The 17,259-nt window shown below is 67.7% G+C and carries 19 protein-coding genes and 1 pseudogene; 12 read left to right on the top strand and 8 right to left on the bottom strand.

Annotated elements, in window-relative coordinates; genetic code table 11:
• Nucleotides 1-117: pseudogene (locus ACP7AU_RS14880) on the top strand (IS5/IS1182 family transposase); the annotation flags it as partial.
• On the opposite strand, the gene ACP7AU_RS14875 reads toward ACP7AU_RS14880, so the two are convergent.
• Nucleotides 114-638, bottom strand: a complete 525-nt coding sequence (locus ACP7AU_RS14875) for a hypothetical protein (protein WP_426051908.1) — start codon at nt 636-638, stop codon at nt 114-116. The pseudogene ACP7AU_RS14880 and the gene ACP7AU_RS14875 sit on opposite strands and share 4 nt — an antisense overlap.
• A 214-nt stretch (nt 639-852) precedes the next feature.
• Here ACP7AU_RS14875 and ACP7AU_RS14870 point away from each other — a divergent pair, with 214 nt between their 5' ends.
• The 8 genes from ACP7AU_RS14870 to ACP7AU_RS14835 all read left to right on the top strand — a co-directional run bounded on the left by ACP7AU_RS14870 (nt 853) and on the right by ACP7AU_RS14835 (nt 7,804).
• Nucleotides 853-1,263 (top strand): DUF6249 domain-containing protein, encoded by a 411-nt coding sequence (locus ACP7AU_RS14870; RefSeq protein WP_425990923.1) that lies wholly within the window; start codon nt 853-855, stop codon nt 1,261-1,263.
• A gap of 40 nt (nt 1,264-1,303) precedes the next feature.
• On the top strand, nt 1,304-1,867 hold the full coding sequence (locus ACP7AU_RS14865; RefSeq protein WP_426035945.1) for an RNA polymerase sigma factor: 564 nt from the start codon (nt 1,304-1,306) through the stop codon (nt 1,865-1,867).
• Entirely contained in the window at nt 1,857-2,276 is a 420-nt protein-coding gene (locus ACP7AU_RS14860) for a hypothetical protein (RefSeq protein ID WP_426035943.1), read from the top strand. Before ACP7AU_RS14865 ends, ACP7AU_RS14860 begins: the two co-directional genes overlap by 11 nt.
• Before the next feature lie 80 nt (nt 2,277-2,356).
• A complete protein-coding gene (panB, locus tag ACP7AU_RS14855; RefSeq protein ID WP_426051907.1) occupies nt 2,357-3,193 on the top strand; it encodes a 3-methyl-2-oxobutanoate hydroxymethyltransferase in 837 nt (278 codons plus the stop codon).
• 97 nt (nt 3,194-3,290) lie between these two features.
• Complete coding sequence (locus tag ACP7AU_RS14850) at nt 3,291-4,061, top strand: tetratricopeptide repeat protein (protein ID WP_426035939.1); 771 nt, start codon at nt 3,291-3,293, stop codon at nt 4,059-4,061.
• Nucleotides 4,062-4,090: 29 nt separating this feature from the next.
• On the top strand, nt 4,091-5,542 hold the full coding sequence (locus tag ACP7AU_RS14845) for a PQQ-binding-like beta-propeller repeat protein (protein ID WP_426051906.1): 1,452 nt from the start codon (nt 4,091-4,093) through the stop codon (nt 5,540-5,542).
• 32 nt (nt 5,543-5,574) lie between these two features.
• Nucleotides 5,575-7,188, top strand: coding sequence for a ribosome biogenesis GTPase Der (gene der, locus ACP7AU_RS14840; protein WP_426051905.1), 1,614 nt, complete (start codon nt 5,575-5,577; stop codon nt 7,186-7,188).
• 67 nt (nt 7,189-7,255) lie between these two features.
• Nucleotides 7,256-7,804, top strand: a complete 549-nt coding sequence (locus ACP7AU_RS14835) for a lysozyme inhibitor LprI family protein (protein ID WP_426051904.1) — start codon at nt 7,256-7,258, stop codon at nt 7,802-7,804.
• Between the two features lie 245 nt (nt 7,805-8,049).
• Here ACP7AU_RS14835 and ACP7AU_RS14830 read toward each other — a convergent pair whose 3' ends face one another.
• From ACP7AU_RS14830 to radA, 5 genes are all read right to left on the bottom strand, one after another.
• Nucleotides 8,050-8,805: an SDR family NAD(P)-dependent oxidoreductase gene (locus ACP7AU_RS14830; protein ID WP_426051903.1), complete on the bottom strand. Its 756-nt coding sequence runs from the start codon at nt 8,803-8,805 to the stop codon at nt 8,050-8,052.
• 40 nt (nt 8,806-8,845) lie between these two features.
• A complete protein-coding gene (locus tag ACP7AU_RS14825; RefSeq protein WP_426051902.1) occupies nt 8,846-9,190 on the bottom strand; it encodes a VOC family protein in 345 nt (114 codons plus the stop codon).
• A 64-nt stretch (nt 9,191-9,254) separates the two neighbouring features.
• Nucleotides 9,255-10,769, bottom strand: a complete 1,515-nt coding sequence (gene purF / locus ACP7AU_RS14820; protein ID WP_426051901.1) for an amidophosphoribosyltransferase — start codon at nt 10,767-10,769, stop codon at nt 9,255-9,257.
• Nucleotides 10,770-10,797: 28 nt separating this feature from the next.
• Nucleotides 10,798-11,394: a CvpA family protein gene (locus ACP7AU_RS14815; RefSeq protein ID WP_426035925.1), complete on the bottom strand. Its 597-nt coding sequence runs from the start codon at nt 11,392-11,394 to the stop codon at nt 10,798-10,800.
• Between the two features lie 169 nt (nt 11,395-11,563).
• Nucleotides 11,564-12,931 carry a DNA repair protein RadA gene (gene radA / locus ACP7AU_RS14810; RefSeq protein ID WP_426051900.1) on the bottom strand — a complete coding sequence of 456 codons (1,368 nt, stop codon included), beginning with the start codon at nt 12,929-12,931 and terminating at the stop codon, nt 11,564-11,566.
• Nucleotides 12,932-13,081: 150 nt separating this feature from the next.
• Between radA and ACP7AU_RS14805 the strand changes: the two genes are divergently transcribed.
• Both ACP7AU_RS14805 and ACP7AU_RS14800 read left to right on the top strand, forming a co-directional pair.
• Nucleotides 13,082-13,714 (top strand): hypothetical protein, encoded by a 633-nt coding sequence (locus tag ACP7AU_RS14805; RefSeq protein WP_426051899.1) that lies wholly within the window; start codon nt 13,082-13,084, stop codon nt 13,712-13,714.
• Between the two features lie 13 nt (nt 13,715-13,727).
• Nucleotides 13,728-14,345 (top strand): DUF1176 domain-containing protein, encoded by a 618-nt coding sequence (locus ACP7AU_RS14800; RefSeq protein WP_426051898.1) that lies wholly within the window; start codon nt 13,728-13,730, stop codon nt 14,343-14,345.
• On the opposite strand, the gene alr is transcribed toward ACP7AU_RS14800, so the two are convergent.
• Nucleotides 14,336-15,379: an alanine racemase gene (alr, locus tag ACP7AU_RS14795; RefSeq protein ID WP_426051897.1), complete on the bottom strand. Its 1,044-nt coding sequence runs from the start codon at nt 15,377-15,379 to the stop codon at nt 14,336-14,338. The two genes, ACP7AU_RS14800 and alr, sit on opposite strands and share 10 nt — an antisense overlap.
• Nucleotides 15,380-15,508: 129 nt before the next feature.
• Here alr and gltX point away from each other — a divergent pair, with 129 nt between their 5' ends.
• On the top strand, nt 15,509-16,858 hold the full coding sequence (gene gltX / locus ACP7AU_RS14790; RefSeq protein ID WP_426051896.1) for a glutamate--tRNA ligase: 1,350 nt from the start codon (nt 15,509-15,511) through the stop codon (nt 16,856-16,858).
• A gap of 42 nt (nt 16,859-16,900) precedes the next feature.
• Here the strand turns inward: gltX and ACP7AU_RS14785 are convergent, their stop codons facing one another.
• The gene (locus ACP7AU_RS14785; protein WP_426035913.1) at nt 16,901-17,209 is read right to left on the bottom strand and encodes a CC_3452 family protein; all 309 of its coding nucleotides are present in this window, start codon (nt 17,207-17,209) and stop codon (nt 16,901-16,903) included.
• Nucleotides 17,210-17,259: the final 50 nt, after the last annotated feature.

Here is a 17,259-nt window from a genome sequence, read left to right as displayed (position 1 = left end):
CTCAAACACAGCCGACGACTGGCTACCCGATACGACAAGACCGCCGACAGCTTCCTCGGCTTCGTCGTCGTCGCATCCATCCGACTGTGGATCAGACACTTTGTCCACACCACCTAGGCGGCTTCGAGCGCCTCAAGCTCCTGCTCGTCGGCGTCCATATACTTGAGGCAGAGGTCGCGTGACGCCCGGAGAGATCGTTCGGTGATTGCGGCGACGAGCGGGCGCGCCGTCTCGTGGTCAGCGTCGGCGCAGACGAAATAGTAGCTGCCATGCTCGGGGATCAGGGCGAGGACGCCTGCAGCGTTGTGAACCAGGGCCTGGCTGAGAGCGTAGTTGAGGCCCTCCGCATATTCGCCGTCGGTCTCGGGGGCGATCGCGGGAACGAGCGCCAACCATGCCGGGTCGCCAGTGGCCATGCCGTCGAACACCTTCTGAATGCCGGTAGGGTCCGCAGGACTGGTGAGTACGGCGACTGTGTGGGCCGCTCCGTCGGCTGCGATCAGGTCGGCGACGTGTGCGGCGGTCAGGGCCTGCGGCTCGGCCGTCTCGGTCTCAGCCGTTGCTTCGGTCCTCGGAGAACAGGCGGCCGCGAGGGCTGCACAGAAGACGAAGGTCAGAAGCTGAGGGCGACGAAGCATACGAAGTATCCTGCGATCTGATTGATCTTGAAGAGACGGTACGGTGTTCGCCGGCGGTCCGCCATCTCCGGACGGAGCGCGTCAGAATGGGTCAGGCGTCACCTTACGAAGATTTCACGTCGCTGATCGCATCCGTTGGGCGTCGCCGGCGCCTCTTGTGATCGGAAGGTTCGGGCATCAGGCTCCGGCCCATCATCGAAAGAGGGGATATCCCATGGAAGACTTCATTCCGATCTTCGCCATCTTCGCCGTCTTCGGCTCCATCACTGCCATCATCGTCGGCCCGACCTATTTCAAGAGCCGTGAACGCCGCGAGATGCAGGCGACTGTCCGCGCCGCCATCGACAAGGGACAGCCCCTGCCGCCGGAGGTCATCGACGCGCTGAGCACGGAAGCGACGAAGAACATTCCGTCGCGAAGCCGCGACATCCGCCGGGGCATCATCTGGCTGGCCGTCGGCATCGGCATGGCCGCCTTCAGCCTGATCAACGACCTGCGTGGCTTTGGTGACGACTGGAACGACGGCCCCAACTTCGATGGCGGGCTGCTGGGCCTGGCGGCGATCCCGATCACCATCGGCCTTGCCTTCATCGTCCTGAGCTTCTTCAACAAGAACAAGGACTGAGCGCGGTCAGGCATCTCCAGGAAAGTTGGGGGGAACTGTCATGCCCAAGGCCCTTTTGGACCACCACGACGTCGAACTCGCCGCCCTCGCGGCGGCGGGTGGACGGCGGGAGTTCGGCGAACTGGTCCGCCGCCACGGCTCGGCCGTGCGGTTCCTGCTGCGACGCATGGGAGCGCAGGTCGCCGAGGCCGACGACGTCGCCCAGGACGCCTTCCTGCAGGCGTTCGAGAAATGCGCGGAGTTCCGGGGCGAGGGCACCTTCGCCGCCTGGGTCAAGCGGATCGCCGCGCGCCTCTATCTGAAGCGCAAGGCGAGGGACGCCCGCTACGTCGCGGAAGTTGAACCGGGCGAGGACGATGCGGCTCCCGCACGCGATCAGGCGGGGCTGGTCGACCTCGACGAGGCGTTGAAGGGGTTGAACGAAACCGAACGTCTCTGCGTCTCCCTGTGCCATGGCGCGGGGCTGTCTCATCCCGAGATCGCCACGGCCATGAATCTGCCGCTTGGAACGGTGAAGTCTCATGTCAAACGTGGTCTGGATAAACTCCGCGCCCGGCTTTCGCCGGATGTCGGACAGTCGGGGAGGTCGACCCATGTCGGCTGATGAATTCGATCCGATGATCGAGCGGCTGTTCGCGCGCTCGCCCCAGATGGCCGACGCTAGCCTGTTCGCGGTCGAGGTCGAGACGAAACTGCATTCGTCCAGTCGGGTGCGCACCCTGGCCCTGACCGTCGCCGGCCTGATCGGCGGGGTTATCGCGGTCAGGGAATCGATGAACCTGAACCTGCATCTGTCGAACGATCAGGCCCCCGTGGCCGGCCGGGTGATCGGACAGGGGTTGGAGGCCGCCAGCCTGAACGTCCAGGGCGCGGTGGGCTCCGGCCTGTCGCAGCTTGGCCTGTCGGACCTGACCCTGGGCTCCATGGGCGGGATGCAGTTGTTCTGGATCGCCGCCGGCGCCCTGATCGCCATCGCGGCGGCGGGCGTGGTGAGGCTGTCGCAAGACGTCTGATCGAGGGCATGCCGAGAAGGGGGCGGGTCGACGGAACCGGCCCGACCCCCTATCTCTCCGCCGCCATCAGCGGAGCATCCATGTCGAGTCAGAAACAGGAAGTCGTGAAACGGATCACGGTCCCGGAGATCACCGCACGCAAGGGCGGCGAACCGATCGTGATGCTGACCGCCTATGATGCGCCGACGGCAGCGATCATGGATCCTCACTGCGACGTGCTTCTGGTCGGCGACAGCCTGGGCATGGCGGTGCACGGCATGACCTCGACGGTCGGCGTTACCCTGGAGATGATGATCCTGCACGGCCAGGCGGTGATGCGGGGCTCGAAACGGGCCCTGGTGGTCATCGACATGCCGTTCGGCAGTTATGAGGCCGGGGTCGAACAGGCCTACGCCAACGCCGTCCGCATCCTCAAGGAGACCGGCGCCCAGGCGGTGAAGGTCGAGAGCGGCCCGGAAGTGCCCGCCACGATCGAATATCTGGTGAAGCGCGGCGTGCCGGTGATGGGTCACGTCGGCCTGCTGCCGCAGTCGATCAACATCGACGGGTCGTTCAAGGCCAAGGGTCGGGAAGCGGCGGAGCATGCGCGAATCCTGCAATCCGCTCATGACACGGCCGACGCCGGGGCCTTCTCCGTGGTCATCGAGGGCGTGGCGGAAGGTCTGGCCCGCGAGATCACCGAGGCGATCGCCAGGCCGACCATCGGCATCGGCGCCTCGGCGGCCTGCGACGGACAGGTGCTGGTCACGCCCGACATGCTGGGGATGTTCGACTGGACCCCGAAATTCGTGCGGAAATACGCCGATCTGCGCGGAGAGATCGGCCGCGCGGTCGAAACCTATGCTGCCGATGTGAGGGCCCGCCGTTTTCCTGCCGAAGTCGAGACCTACTTCTCCAAAAAGCCGGCTCTGCCGTAGCCCCCGTCTTGTCTTCAAGAGGCGTTGCGAGGGCGAGGGCGACCCTCTAGGGTCCGCGCCGATTGGCTTTTCAGCGTTTTTTGGGGCGGCTCCGCTAGTGACTGATGTCTTCGAAGAGGTCGAGGAGGAGATTCGCTCCGAACGCCTCAAGCGCCTGGCGCGCAACTGGCTTCCCATTCTGGGCGGCGTCCTGCTCGTCGCGCTCATCGCCGCCCTGGCGTGGTGGGGCTGGCAGAGCTTCCAGACCAGCCGCGCGAACGCGGGCTCGATCGCCTATCAGCGCGGCCTCGAGTCCCTGCAGACCGGCAACTCCGCCGGGGCCGAGACGGCCTTCGCCGAGGCCGAGAAGGCCGGCAACGGCGCCTACAAGGCTCTGGCCCTGCAACAGCGCGCCGGCCTGGCCGTCGCCGCCAACCGCATTCCGGACGCCATCCAGCTGTTCGACGACGCCGCCAAGGCCTCGGGCGATCCGATCCTGCACGATACGGCCGTCTACAAGTCGGCGCTGCTGATGATGGACAACGGCGCCACCCTTGAAACGCTGGAAGCGAAGCTGGAGCCCCTGACCAAGGAGGGCCGGCCGATGCTGCCCTTCGCCCAGGAAGCCCTGGGCATGGCCCGCCTGCAGTTCAACAAGCCCGCCGAGGCCCGCGAGGTCTTCGTGCTGCTGACGCTCGGCCAGGACGTGCCGGATTCGGTGCGCCAACGCGCGCAGGCCGCTATCGGTATGATCGATACCGGCGTCGCCGCAGGCCTGCCGGCCATCGTGGCGGCGCAGGCCGTGACGCCGCCGGCCCCTCCCGCCCCGACGGCCGACCAACTCGCCCAGGCCGCGCAGGTCCAGGCCGCCCAGGCTGCCCAACCGTGAAGACCCGCCTGATGACGACCGGAGTTCGGATGACGACCGTGACGCGCGTGCTGAAGACCGCCATCGTCCTGGGGCTCGCCGCCTCTCTGGCGTCCTGCGCCTCGGCGCGGCGCATCCTGCCGTTCGGGCTGGGCGAGGACAAATCGCCCCAGGCGACGGCGAGCGAAGGACAGCGCGTCTCCATCCTGGCCTTCGATCAGCAACTGGCTCCAGCGGCCGGGCTGGCCGGTCGCGACTTCTTCCTCCCGGGGCCCGTGGCCGCGACGTCCTGGCCGATGCCGGGCGGAAACGCCGAGGCCTCGATCGAGCATGTGATCGCCGCGCCGCAGTTCACCATCGGCTGGCGCCGGCGCATCGGCTCCGGCTCGACCCGCACGCGTCAGGTCATGGCGCCGGTCGTGGCGGATGCCGGCAAGGTCTTCGTCATGGATGGCGAATCGACAGTCACGGCCGTGGACGCCGCCTCGGGCGAGGTGGTCTGGAAGGTCGATGTGAAACCGACCGGACGTGAAGCGGCCGGTGGCGTCTCCGCATTCGGCCTGCCCATTCCCTTCGTCAGCGAGGGCGGCGGATCGCTCAGCGGCGGGTTCGGCGGCGGCGTGGCCGTCAGCGGCGGCAAGGTCTTCGTCGCGTCCGGCTATCGCACCATGACGGCGCTGGACGCCGCGACAGGCGCCGTGGTCTGGACGCAGCCGGTCGATGTGCCGATCCACGGCGCGCCGACGGTCGCGGGCAGCCGGGTCTATGTCATCGACGTCGACAACCAGATTATCGCCTTCAACACCACGACCGGCCTGCAGGACTGGTCCTATCGCGGCATCGTCGAGCCGGCCCGCGTCATGCGCGCGTCCAGCCCGTCGGTCAGCGGCGACACGGTCATCGCGCCCTTCTCCTCCGGTGAGGTCGTCGCCCTGCGCGCCACCAACGGCCAGCCGGTCTGGAACCAGGTGCTGTCGCGCACCAGCCGCACCAGCGCCCTGTCGGAAATCCGCGACATCGCCGGTCGCCCGGTGATTTCGCGCGGCTTCGTCTATGCCGTCAGCCACTCTGGCGTGCTGCAGGCAATGGACATCCGCACCGGCCAGCCCAAATGGACCCTGCCGGTCGCGGGCGTCAACGCGCCCCTGCCGGCCGGCGACGTCGTCTATGTCGTGTCCAAGTCGGGTGAACTGACCCTGATCAACCGCGACTCAGGCGCCGTCTACTGGACGCGCGACCTGAACGAGGGTCGCGTGCGTCAGGAAGGCGGATTCCTGGGCTTCTTCGACCGCACCGTGCGACCGGAATGGTCGGGTCCGATCCTGGCATCGAACCGGCTGGTCCTGGTCAATTCGGACGGCGAGGCCGTGGCCTTCGATCCGAAGACCGGCGCCCTGACGGCCACGCTGAACCTCGGCGCGCCCGCCTATATCGCTCCGGCCGCCTACAACGGCGCGCTTTACGTCCTGACCAACGACGGCGAACTGATCAGCATTCGCTGACCAAAGACCGCAAAACACGCTAGAAGGCCGACATGGCACTGAAGCTCGCCATCGTCGGCCGCCCCAATGTGGGCAAGTCGACACTGTTCAACAGGCTGGTCGGCAAGCGCCTCGCGCTGGTCGACGATCGCCCGGGCGTGACCCGCGACCGTCGCTATGCCGACGGGAACATCGGCGACATGGACCTGACGCTGATCGACACGGCGGGTTACGAGGACGTCAACGACGACAGCCTTGAATCGCGGATGCGCGAGCAGACCGAGCTGGCGCTGGAAGACGGCGATCTGATCCTGTTCATGATGGATGCGCGCGAGGGGGTGACCTCGCTGGACCAGATCTTCGCCGAGCGGCTGCGCAGGCAGCACAAGCCGGTCATCCTGCTGGCCAACAAGTCCGAGAGCCGCGAGAGCGGAGGCGGTGTCGGCGAGGCTTATTCTCTGGGCTTCGGAGAGCCCGTCGCCATCTCCGCCGAGCACGGCGAGGGCATGGCCGACCTCTATGCCGCGATCCGCGACGCCTCGGTCGACATGTACATCGAAGAGGTCGACGAGCCCGACAAGCCGATCCGCATCGCCATCATCGGCCGCCCGAACGCCGGCAAGTCGACCCTGATCAACCGCCTGATCGGCGAGGACCGGCTGCTGACCGGCCCCGAGGCCGGGATCACGCGCGATTCCATCTCGGTGGACTGGGAATACGATGGCCAGAACATCCGCCTGGTCGACACGGCCGGGATGCGTCGCAAGGCCCGGGTGCAGGAGAAGCTGGAGAAGCTGTCGGTCGCCGACACTATCCGCGCCATCACCTTCGCCGAGGTCGTCGTCCTCGTCATGGACAAGGACAACGCCTTCGACGTGCAGGACCTGCAACTCGCCGACCTGGTCGAGCGCGAGGGCCGGGCGCTGGTGTACGTGGCCGCCAAATGGGACCTCGAAGAGGATCCCCAGGCGCGCATGGCCGAGTTGAAGCATCTGGCCGAAGACAAGCTGCCTCAGTTGAAGGGTTCGCCGTTCGTCGCACTGTCGGCGCACTCGGGCCGCGGCGTTGACCGGCTGATGCCGGCGGTGCTGAAGGCGCACGAGACCTGGTCGGTCAAGGTCAAGACCAAGGACCTCAACGACTGGCTGGCCCTGGCGACCCAGAGGCATCCGCCCCCCGCCGTGGACGGCAAGCGGATCAAGACCAAATACATGGCCCAGACCAAGGCCCGGCCGCCCACCTTCGTGCTGTTCGCCAGCCGGGGCGGCAATCTTCCCGAGCACTATATCCGCTATCTGACCAACTCGATCCGCGAGAGCTTCGACCTGCCCGGCGTGCCGATCCGCCTGACGGTCAAGGGCGGGTCGGAGAACCCCTATGCGACGGGCGGCGCCAAGTCGGGGCCGGAACGCTACAAGGGCGACGCCAAGACCGCGCCGCGCGCTGTGCGCAAGAAGGCGGAAGAGGAATCGCATCTGCCCGGCAAGGCGCTGGAGCAGAAGAAGACCCGCGTCGCCAAGCCGCGCATCATCGGTGCGGTGAAGAACAGCGCGTCGAAGAAGGCCGGGTCATCGGTCGCCGTCCAGAAGGGCGCGCGCGGAGGGGCGAGGCAGGTCTCGCGGTCGGGACGTGTGCGGACCGGTCAGAAGCACGCGCCGAAGAAGTAGGGCGTTTGCCGTTTGACGGTTTGCGTCGATCGGGTTCATTTCGCGGTTTCCGGGAACGACACACACCATGATCGCCGCCCTCGTCATGTCCATCTTGATGCAGGTGACGGGCCCATCCGCCGCCGAGCTGGAGGCGTTGAACCGCGCCTCCCTTGAATCGGCTGCTGCCGCCGCCGGAGACGCTGCAGCCGCATCCGCAGCGTCCTCGCATCCGGCCCGCCCTTTCGACTGCGTCAGAGACGGCTCCACCCCGCAGATCAACGCCTGCCTCGCGCAGGATCTCGCGGCGGGGGAGGCTCGGATGGATCGGTATCTGGTTGCTGCGCGGGAACAGGCAAGGTCAAGCGATGAACTGCCGCGTGCCTTCGGCGGGCCAAGCGCGCAGCGTGCTTATCTGGCGGCCTCACAGGCCGCCTGGACCGCCTATGCGCGCATCGTCTGCGAGGGCGTCGACGACAGCTTCAAGGATGGCTCCATCCACACGGCGATGTTCCTGAGTTGCATGACCGACATGACCCTGGAGCGAACCCGGGTCATCTGGCGCGACCATCTCAGCTATTGGGACTCCACGCCGCCGATCTTGCCTGAACCCTTGGCGCAAGCCATCCCTGAGTAGGGCCGAGCAGGGCACGGCAGCCCGCATCGCCCGAGACTTGTGCGCTCGCCACCGGCCTCGAGCCTGCGTGAAACCAAAGGCGACTCGATTGGTCAGGCCGCTTCTGCGAGGGCGATGATATGGGGCGATCTGCCCTCTGTCCGTCCCTCTCCGATGCCGATGATCCAGACAACCGCAGGCGTCGAAATCCAGGACGGGGACTGGGGGACGGGCGACCGATCGTAGCCTCCCATCCCGCGAGCGCCCTAGATCAGCGCGCCTGCCGGTAGCTCTGTCTTCCACTCCTTGAACGACACCTTGCTGGGCGGCGTCAGGTCGCCGCGCGCCAGTTCGACAATCATGGAGCCGAGTTCGGACGGGGCGGGCAGGGTCATGGGATCCTCGCCGGGGAAGGCCTGGGCTCGCATCTGGGTGCGCATCCGGCCCGGGTCGAGGACGCTGATGCGGACGTTGGTGCTCTCGATCTCGTCGGCCCAGGCCAGCATCAGGGCCTCGGCGCCGGCCTTGGTCGCGGCGTAGAGGCCCCAGAAGGCCTTCGGCTCGCGGGCCAGACTGGTCGTCAGGTGGATGACGCGCCCGGCGTCGGAGGCGCGCAACAGGGGCTCCAGTGAGCGGATCAGGCGATAGGTTGCGGTGAAGTTGGTCTTCTCGATCTTGGCGAAGCCGCGCGGGTCGATGTGGCTGACGGGGGTCAGGCCCTGCGCGCCCAAGGTGGCGGCGGCGTTGACCCAGATATCGAGCTTGCCGAACCGGCCGAAGATGGCGCCGCCCAGACGATCGATGCCGCCGCCGTCGATCAGGTCGAAGGGCACAAGCGTCGCGTGACGGCCGGTCGCGGCATAGATGGCGTCGTCCAGCTCCTCGAGAGCGCCCTGTGTCCGCGCCGTGGCGACGACGTGGGCGCCGGCGACGGCCAGGGCCAGGGCGGCCTCATAGCCGATCCCTCGCGAGGCCCCGACAACGAGGGCGATACGGTCTTGAAGCGGGAGGGCGTCGGTCATCGGGCCTGATAGCGCGCCGACGGAACCGGCGGAAGACGGTTCAGAACCCTTCTCCCGCCTGCCACAGGCTGAAGCTCACGCCCTGATCGTCGTGGACGGCGCAGCTGAGGCCGGTAGGGCTTTCGGCAGGGATCGCGGACTTGCCGCCGAGCGCGTTCACCCGCGCGCAGGTCGCTGCGATGTCGTCGACACGGAAATAGAGGTTGGCGTAGTCGCGGGCGCGCTCGACCTTGGTGAAGCCGAACGGCGGATTACTGCCGGCGACGTGGGCGTAGGTCGACCTCGACGCGTCGTCGTCGAAGGTCCACCCGAACAGAGCGCCGTAGAAGGCCTTGGCCCTGGCGATGTCCACGGTGTCGAGGGTGAAGTAGCCGAGGTTGATCATGGCTTCCTTGCCTGGGCGCGATCCTGTCCGAAAACCGGCGTCCACTGTCTCGGGATCGCGCCTGCTAAGCGCTGACCAGCAGGGAAAGTTGCCGGCCGACCGCATGGCGGCCGCCTTCCTCGATCTCGCGGTCCACCAGACGGGTCGGATAGTCGCCGGTGAAATAGTGGTCGGTGAACTGGGGCGCGGCGTCGTTGCGGCCCGTCTCGCCCATGGCCTTGTAGAGACCATCGACGGACAGGAAGCCGAGCGAGTCGACCTCCAGCACCTGGCGCATCTCTTCCACGGTCTTGTTGGCGGCGATCAGCTGGTCCCGCTCCGGCATGTCGATGCCGTAGAAGTCGGGCCACAGGATCGGCGGGCTGGCGGAGCGCAGGTGGACCTCGGTCGCCCCGGCGTCGCGGACCGCGCGGACCAGTTTCACAGAGGTGGTGCCGCGCACGATGGAGTCGTCGATCAGGACGACGCGCTTGCCCTCGATCACTGAGCGGTTGGGGCTGTGTTTCATGGCCACGCCCTTCTGGCGGGCGCCCTGGCTCGGCTGGATGAAGGTGCGGCCGAGATAGTGGCTGCGGATGATCCCCATCTCGTAAGGAATGCCGCTGGCCTGGGCGTAGCCGAGCGCGGCCGGGACGCCGGAGTCGGGGACAGGGATGACGACGTCGGCGTCGATCGGGAACTCACGGGCCAAGCCTTCGCCCATCCGCTTGCGCACTCCATAGACAGAGCGGCCATTCACGACGCTGTCCGGGCGCGAGAAGTAGACGTATTCGAACAGGCAGGGCCGGGCCGCGCGGGCCGGGAAGGGCTTCAGCGAGCGCAGGCCCTCGTGGTCGATGACGATGACCTCGCCGTGTTCGACGTCGCGCACGAAGGTCGCGCCGATGGTGTCGAGCGCGCAGGTCTCCGACGCCATGACCCAGGCGTTGCCGATCTTGCCGAGCACCAGCGGGCGGATGCCCAGCGGATCGCGCGCGCCGATCAGCTTGGTGCGGGTCTGGGCGACCAGGGCATAGCCGCCCTCGATCCGCGCCAGGGCGTCGATGAAGCGGTCGACGATCTTGGCCTTACGGCTGCGGGCGATCAGGTGGAGGATGACCTCAGAGTCCGAGGTGGACTGGAAGATCGAACCCTCGCCGACCAGCTGGTTCCGCAGATAGTGGAAGTTGGTCAGGTTGCCGTTGTGGGCGATGGCGATGCCGCCCTGGTCCAGATCGGCGAACATCGGCTGGATGTTCCGCAGGAAGCTGCCGCCGGCGGTCGAATAGCGGGTGTGGCCGACGGCCGCCGAGCCCGGCATGCGTTTGGCCAGGTCGGTGCCGCCGAACGCCTCGCCCACATGGCCCATGTGGCGTTCGGTGTGGAATCGCTCGGCATTGACCGAGGCAATGCCGCAGGCTTCCTGACCACGATGCTGCAGGGCATGCAGGCCAAGTGCGACGATGCCCGAGGCCTCGTCCTTTTCGGCGCCCCAGACGCCGCAGACGCCGCATTCGAGGCGCGGACGATCATCATCTGCGTCTCGATAGTGCTCCCGGTGAACGACCGGGGGCTGGATGTCGTGAGGCAAGCTGCGCATCGTGGGGGCTCCGATGACAGGCGAAATTTTACTGGGCGGCGGACGGGCGCGAGTTAGGGCCGGTTTGGGGCAAGGGCAAGGCTTGATCGCCGGAAAAGCCTCTGCGGACGGACGAATCGACCACGGGGCTGATGGCGTCGGCGCCGCGTCCGATGCCGGGCAGGATGAACTGGATGGCGCGGGCGGCCCCGGCGCTGACCGGACGCAATGTCGCCTCCGACAGCCAGCGCGGCGTTCGCTCGCCCGGCATGGCCGCCACGATCACCAGATGGATGGCTCCCAGCAAGACCAGCGAGCGTGCGGCGCCGACGAGGATGCCGATGAACCGGTCGACGCCGCCGAGGGTCGGATGGGCCTGGGCCCGCCGGGACAGGATCGAGCCGAAGATGCGGATGCCGAAATAGACCAGCAGGAAGGACGCTATGGCGGCGGCGATCGAGCCGGCCCAGTCCGGGTCGATGAGGGCCCGCCCAAGCGGCGCCGTCAGCGGCAGGGCGACCAGGGCAAGAAACGCCGCCAGCACAAAGCTGAGCAGGGTGATAATCTCGCGCGTACCGCCGCGAACCCAGCCGGCGGCGGCTGAGGCGAGGATGACGATAATCGCGAAGGCGTCGAAGCCGGTCATGCAGATGTCTCCTCCCCGTTCGCGCCTTCGCAAATGGGGAGGGGGACCACGAAGCAGTGGAGGGGTTTTAGAAGCCTGGTAGACGGCGATCGTTTCAAAAAAGAACCCCTCCGTCTTTTTGCTTCGCTACGAGTCACCTCCCCGTCTGCGATGGAGAGGTGACGTAGGCTCAATACCTGTTCTGCGAGATTCTTTCGACGGCTTCCGTCAATCGGCTGACGCCTGTGATCAAAACGTCGCCGCTCTTGACTGTCAGGGGCGGGGAGAGGGCTTGGTCGAAGCCAAGCTTCCGGGCTTCGCGCAGCCGGGCTTCGGCGCGGCCCACGGCGCGGACCTCGCCCGACAGGCTGATCTCGCCGAAGACGATACAGCCCTGGGGCAGGGGCATTCCGGTGGCCGAGGAGATCAGGGCCGCCGCAGCGGCGAGGTCGGCGGCGGGTTCATTGATGCGCAGACCACCCGCGACGTTCAGATAGACGTCCTGGTCCCCGAAGCCGAAGCCGCAGCGCGCCTCGAGCACCGCCAGCACCATGGCGAGACGGCCGGTCTCCCAGCCGATGACGGCACGGCGCGGGGTGCCATAGGCGGATTTGGACACCAGGGCCTGGATCTCGACGAGGACGGGACGGCTGCCCTCGATGCCCGCGAAGACGGCGGCGCCCGGTGCGCGATCCTTGCCTTCGCCGAGGAAGAGGGCGGACGGGTTGGAGACTTCGCGGAGCCCTTCATCGCCCATCTCGAACACGCCGATCTCGTCGGTGGCGCCGAAGCGGTTCTTGCCGGCGCGCAGGATGCGGAACGGGTAGCCGCGCTCGCCCTCAAAGCTCAGGACCGCGTCGACCATGTGTTCGACGACGCGCGGGCCGGCGACCTGGCCGTCCTTGGTGACATGGCCGACGAGCACGACGGCCGGGCCGCCGGCCTTGGCCAGTCGCACCAGTTCGCCGGCGCAGGCCCGGACCTGGGTCACCGAGCCTGGCCCGGCCTCATGGGCGTCGGACCACAGGGTCTGGATCGAATCGACGATGACGATGTCGAGTTTTTCGCGCTTCAGCGTGCCGAGGATGTCGCGCAGCGCCGTGGCGGAGGCGAGCTGAACCGGCGCTTCGGACAGCCCCATCCGCTTGGCCCGGGCGCGAATCTGTTCGATCGCCTCCTCGCCGGAAATATAGGCGACGCGGGCGCCGGACAGAGCGGCGCGCCCGGCGACGTCGAGCAGAAGGGTCGACTTGCCGACGCCGGGATCGCCCGAGAGAAGGATGGCCGAGCCGGGCACGACGCCGCCGCCGCAGACGCGGTCGAACTCGGTCACGCCGGTGACGATGCGCGGCGGCTCGGGCGTTTCGGACAGCAGGGATTCGAACTGCAGGCCCCGCGCCCTGGCCGTCGATGCGGGTTTCAGGGCTCCGGGAGGCGAGGCCGAGCGGCCCTCCTCCACGATGGTGTTCCACTGGCCGCACGACCCGCACTGGCCCGACCACTTGCCGTGGACGCCCCCGCAGGACTGACAAACATAGATCGCACGGTCTCTGGCCATGAGTGACGGCTTACAGGAGTCGCGAGCGGCGGGGCAGGGGGCGGTTTCAGGCCTGCGACCGTTTCAGACGTGGGCGGTGACCGTCAGGATTGACCGCTTGCACGGGCGGCCGAAACGCCGTTCGCTGCGTGCAGTACATTGGGGGAAGACATGAAGAGCATCTGCATTGCGGCCATCGCCGCGCTCGCCCTGGCCGCGTGCCAGCAGGGGGCTGAAACCGAGGCTCCATCCGCAGCGGCGAGTCCGTCACCGGCCGGTTCGGACGCGGCTGTGGCGCGCATTCTGGCCATGCCGGTGGCGGACCGGTGCGGAAGCGATTGGCCCGGTCATGCGACCCCGACGGCGAACCAGGTCATCGATCTGGGCGGCGGCGCCTTCGCGGTCCTGACCGACTGCTACCCGACCGAGGAGGGGAAGGCGCCTTGGAAGAGCCTGCACACCCAGGGCGTAGACGGGGTGCTGAAATCCCAGTCGCTGATCCTCTTCAATGGCCCGGAGGCGGAGTTCGACGAAGGCTTTGACTGGGAGCCAAGCCTTACGTCGCAGGCGACGTGGGATACGGCGGCCAGGGAACTCGTCTGGTCCGACACGGTCGGGCCGAACGATGGCGAGACGTCCACCCAGACGCGCACCATGCGCTGGAGCTGGGACGGGTCCAGGCTGGCGATGCTGGGCGCGGTCCGCGTGACCCATGCGACGCCTGGCGCGCCTGCGACCGGCGAGGTCACCGGCTGGCCCGCGGCCGGCAAGACCGACCCGACCCCGCTCGCCACTCCTGTCTAGGCGGAGAGACCCCATGAACAGATCCATGATCAGCGGCGTGGCCGCGATGGCTCTGCTGTCGGCCTGTCAACAACAGACGCCGACCGCGACGGACGCCGGCTCGGCTCCTGACGATGCGATCACCGCCAGGTTCGAAGCCCTTAAGGCCTCCGCCCTGACGATGGTGAAGGCGGATGAGGACTGCGTGTTGCCCGAGCCGATGGAGGGCGAGCGCACCGTGGAGGCCGTCGACCTTGGAGGCGGTGATGTCGCCGTGCTCGTCGTCTGTTCGACCGGCACGGCGGACCAGTGGGGCCGGGTCTATGTTTCCGAGGACAACGGCGCGCCCGTCCATGTCCCTCTGCCGTTCTACAAGTACCAAGGCGCGGACGGCTGGATGACCTGGGACGCGATGTCGAACCTGTCATGGGATGCTGCGACCAGGACTTTTGCAGGATCGACCCGGCTCCAGGCGACGGGATGCGCCGAAGGCGCCGAATGGCGCTGGGACGGCGCGCGGCTGGTGCTGGCTCGCCAGTGGCACATGGACTGCGGGGCGATCGGGGCCGACGGCGAGCTGCCGGATCCCGTGGACGACTTCCCGACCACCCCGCCGACCGAACAGCCGGCTTGGATCGCGGCTCAGGCCTGACCGAGGTAGCGGCGCTCGCAGCGGTTGCCGATGGACGTCAGCAGTTCATAGCTGAGCGTCCCGGCGGCCATGGCGGCGTCGTCGACCGGGCGGTTGGCGCCGAACAGTTCGACGCTGTCGCCGACCGAGACCTCGACGCCGGTGACGTCCACGGCGATGACGTCCATCGACACGCGGCCGAGCAGCGGGCGCAGGGCGCCTGCGATCCAGACCTGTCCGTTCGGGCTTGAGCTGCGGAACACGCCGTCGGCGTAGCCGGCGCCGCAGGTGGCGATGCGGCGGGGTCTGTCGGCGATGAAGCCGCGGGAGTAGCCCACACTCTCACCGGCGGGGAGGTCGCGGATCTGGAGCACTTCGGCGGTCAGGGTCGCGACGGCCTTCAGTCGGTCGTCCGGTCGGCCCTCGGGACCACCACCGTACAGGCAGATGCCCGGTCGGACGGCGTCGAAGACATGGTCGGGACCCAGGAAACAGCCGCCGGAGTTGGCGAAGGACTTCAGCGCATCGGGATAACGTCCTGAAACGTTTGCGAAGGCGTCGCGTTGGCGCCGGTTCATCGGTTCCGCCGGATCGTCGGCGCAGGAGAGGTGGCTCATGACCAGTTCGAGTCCGGTGAACGGCTCCGGCGCGTCATCCGGGCGGAAGCCCAGGCGGTTCATTCCGGTGTCGATCTGGAGTCCGCAGGCGCCGCCGCCGGCCGCATCCCAGGACGCGATCTGGTCGCCGTGGTTGAGGATCGGGCGCACGTCCGCAGCCTTCAGCGCCGCAGCTGCGTCTCCCACGCAGCCGTCGAGCACATAGATGGTTGGTCCCGCCCCGAGAGCCTCGCGCAAGGCGACGGCCTCGTCTGTTCGCGCCACAAAGAAAGTCCGCGCGCCCTCTGCCAGCAGCCGCCTGGCCACCGGAACGGCGCCGAGGCCATAGGCATTGGCCTTCACTACCGGATGCACGGGCACGCCTGACACCGCTTCCAGCGCATGGAAGTTGTGCGAAAGCGCGTTGAGATCGACGGTCAGGGAGGCGGGCGCGGTCATTGACGCCTTATGCCGCAAGATCGTTGCGGGAAAAGCCGAAAAGCGACCGAACGGCCGGATCGCGGCTGTCCTTGACTTGGGGCGGCGCGTGACCGACCTACGCGCCTCGCTTTCAAGGTCTCCCTATCCATGTCCGTCAAGGTCCGTTTCGCCCCGTCGCCTACCGGCAAGCTGCATGTCGGAAACGTCCGCACCGCCCTGGTCAACTGGATGTTCGCCAAGGGGCAGGGTGGATCCTTCGTCCTGCGCATCGACGACACCGATCTGGCCCGCTCGACGCCGGAGTTCGAACAGGGGATCGAGGACGATCTGACCTGGCTCGGCCTGCTGTGGGACGAACGGTACAACCAGTCAAAGCGGTTCGACCGCTATGACGACGCGGCCGAACGGCTCAAGAAGGCCGGGCGTCTTTATCCGGCCTGGGATACGTCCGAGGACCTGGATCGTCGCCGTAAGGTGCAGCTGTCGCGTGGTCTGCCGCCGATCTACGATCGCGCCGCCCTGACCCTGACCGACGAGGAGAAGGCCGCGTTCGAGGCCGAGGGTCGCAAGCCGCATTGGCGCTTCAAGCTGGATGGCCGCCGGGTCGCTTGGGAGGACCTGTCGCGCGGTCACGCAGAAGTCGATACCGCCTCGATGTCGGACCCGGTGCTGATCCGCGAGGACGGCCTGTATCTCTACACCCTGCCGTCGGTCGTCGATGACATCGACATGGCCATCACCCACGTCATCCGGGGTGAGGACCACACGACCAACACTGGCGCCCAGATCGAGATCTTCGAGGCCTTGATTGCTGCCGGCCTCGGCACGACGGTTCCGAACTTCGCCCATATGCCGCTGCTGGTCGGCGCGGACGGCGCGGCCCTGTCCAAGCGGCTGGGGTCGCTGTCGGTCGCGGAGATGCGCGACCAGGGCTATGAGCCCATCGCCATCACCAGCCACCTGGGCCGGATCGGGACGTCCGATCCGCTGGAGGTCGCGGCCGACATCCATGCCCTGGGCCTGGGCTTCAGTTTCGACAAGATGGGCCGGTCGCCGGCGCGCTACGACACAGAGGATCTGGATCGGCTGAACGCTCAGGCCCTGCACGCCATGCCCTATGCGACCGCGAAGGGCCGCCTGGAGGCTCTCGACTGCGACCTCGGCGAGAGCTTCTGGGACGGAGTGCGGGCCAACCTGACGAAGTTCGCCGACGTGGTCGATCTGGCGCGGATGGTGCGTGGGCCGGTGACGCCGGTGATCGAGGATCCGGCCTTCGCGGCGGCGGCCCTGGCCGTCCTGCCGAAGGTCATCGATGCGGGCGCGTGGTCGGCATGGACCAATGCGGTCAAGGAAAGCACCGGCGCCAAGGGCAAGGCCCTGTTCATGCCGCTACGCCACATCCTGACGGGCCAGCCGCACGGGCCGGACATGGCGACGATCGTGCCGCTGATCGGGCGCGAACGGATCGAGAAGCGGCTGAAGGGCGAAGTCGCCTAGGGGCAAAGAAAAGGGGCAGCCCGCTGGGCCGCCCCTTTTTCCTTAAGCGTTGCAGACGGCCAGTTGTTCGGCCGACAGGGCCGTGCCCTTCCACGAGAACTCCGTCACCGGGCCCAGACGGGCGGCGACGCGACGGCAGGCGCGCGGGGCGGGCTGATCCGCGCCGCCCGAAGCGGTGCAGGTCTGGCCTTCGCAACGCCAGTTGGCGCCGTCGATGACGGTGGAGCGGGTCGGGACGCGCGAGGCGTCGGCCAGGACGACGCGGGTGGCGGCGGAGGACGGGGCCTGGGCGACGGCGGGAGCCGCGGCGAAGGCGGCGCAGAGGGCGAGCAGGGGGAGGACGGCGCGCATGGGGAAACTCCGGTGAAGGGAACGGACCGACAGGGTCCAGCGTCAACACC

Origin of the sequence: Brevundimonas sp. SL161 (genome assembly GCF_049896985.1) — a bacterium.
Lineage (GTDB): Bacteria > Pseudomonadota > Alphaproteobacteria > Caulobacterales > Caulobacteraceae > Brevundimonas.
Note: the sequence above shows the minus strand (reverse complement) of the source record. Positions and strands in the feature narration are given on the sequence as shown.